Source organism: Sphingorhabdus sp. (assembly GCF_046292425.1).
Taxonomy (GTDB): Bacteria; Pseudomonadota; Alphaproteobacteria; order Sphingomonadales; family Sphingomonadaceae; genus Sphingorhabdus_B.
Genome location: NZ_JBKBQV010000091.1, coordinates 1 through 1298, shown reverse-complemented (window position 1 = coordinate 1298; position 1298 = coordinate 1). Strand labels below are relative to the sequence as shown.

Annotated in this window: 1 protein-coding gene and 1 pseudogene; both read right to left on the bottom strand. The window is 54.9% G+C overall.

Translation table 11 applies throughout. From position 1 onward, the window contains the following. A pseudogene (locus ACK4S7_RS12995) lies at positions 1-397 on the bottom strand (LPS export ABC transporter periplasmic protein LptC); the annotation flags it as partial. Positions 398-422: 25 nt separating this feature from the next. After that, the gene (locus ACK4S7_RS12990) at positions 423-1040 is read right to left on the bottom strand and encodes a ribonuclease D (protein WP_409647647.1); all 618 of its coding nucleotides are present in this window, start codon (positions 1038-1040) and stop codon (positions 423-425) included. Positions 1041-1298: the final 258 nt, after the last annotated feature.

Genomic DNA, 1298 nt, shown 5'->3' with positions numbered 1-1298 from the left:
CAAGGTCGTAAACGCCGCGCTGCGCGATGATCAAGGCAGGACCATCATTCAACGTGATCCTGCCCGACAGTGCTGTCATGTCAAGCACTGGCTCAGCCGATGTTTTTTGAACAGCGCTGCCGGCGCGCAAGGAAAAAGGGCGGCCCTTACTGTCATCGCCGCGATACAGTGCTTCGACCACGCGCAGGCGTTCGCGTGACAAGTCCACCTCATCCTTGTTGAGAACAAAACTGAGTTCCTGCTGGCCGGTAAAGGGGCTGAACGCCAATAATGCGACCAGCAACCCAATCACACTGGGCAAGACGACACGCAACGTGCGGATCAGCCGATCATGTCGCCCGCCGGGCAGCGCCCAGCGTTGTCTGTGTGTGCGTTCAAGTTCGGCTTGTGCGGACATTATCTATGCCTAACCAGATCGAACCTTAACTGTGCCCGAATATGTCGGTTTCAGGCCAGCCAGCAAGATCAAGATCGGCGCGGTGCGGCAGAAAGTCGAAGCACGCCTGCGCTAACTTTGTCCGGCCTTCGCGTTCGAGACGAATCACGAACTCGGCGTGAAGCCGATGCAAATACCGCACATCGCTTGCGGCATAATCCTTTTGCGCTTCGGACAGCACTGGACCGCCCCAGTCACTTGACTGCTGTTGCTTTGAAATGTCGGTGCCGAGCATTTCTTTCACCAGCTCTTTCAGGCCATGGCGATCGGTATAGGTGCGGGTCAATCGAGACGCGATTTTCGTGCAGAATAACGGCGTTGCGACGACGTTCAGATAATGCGAAATCGCGGCCAGGTCAAAACGCGCATAATGAAAGAGCTTCACGCGTGCAGGGTCAGCAAGAACGGCGCGTAAATTTGGTGCGCTATAATCGCTACCAAGGCCGAAACGGACCAGATGTTCGTCCCCTCGGCCATCGGAAATCTGCAACAGGCAAAGCCGGTCACGCGGGGTGATCAACCCCATGGTTTCGGTGTCAACGGCGACGGGGCCTTCGGCCAATACGCCAGCGGGCAGGTCTTCTTCATGCAGATATACGCTCATGCAAGCCCCTTGCCCGACAGTGCTGTGCAAGGCAAATGAAAGTACAGCTATAGTTCAGCGATTGTCCGCCACAATATTTGCTATCGCGTCACATTTTATTACGATATAGATATTTATCGCGCAATCACGAACGATTGCGCTTGTGACGTGCAGTACAGTCGCCCTCGACTGCATAACATAATGGTTCAGGGCGATGAGAAGGCAAGCAAGAAGTTATGGGTTTTGATCGCAAGCGTGCTGGCAAGGGCCGGGACAAAA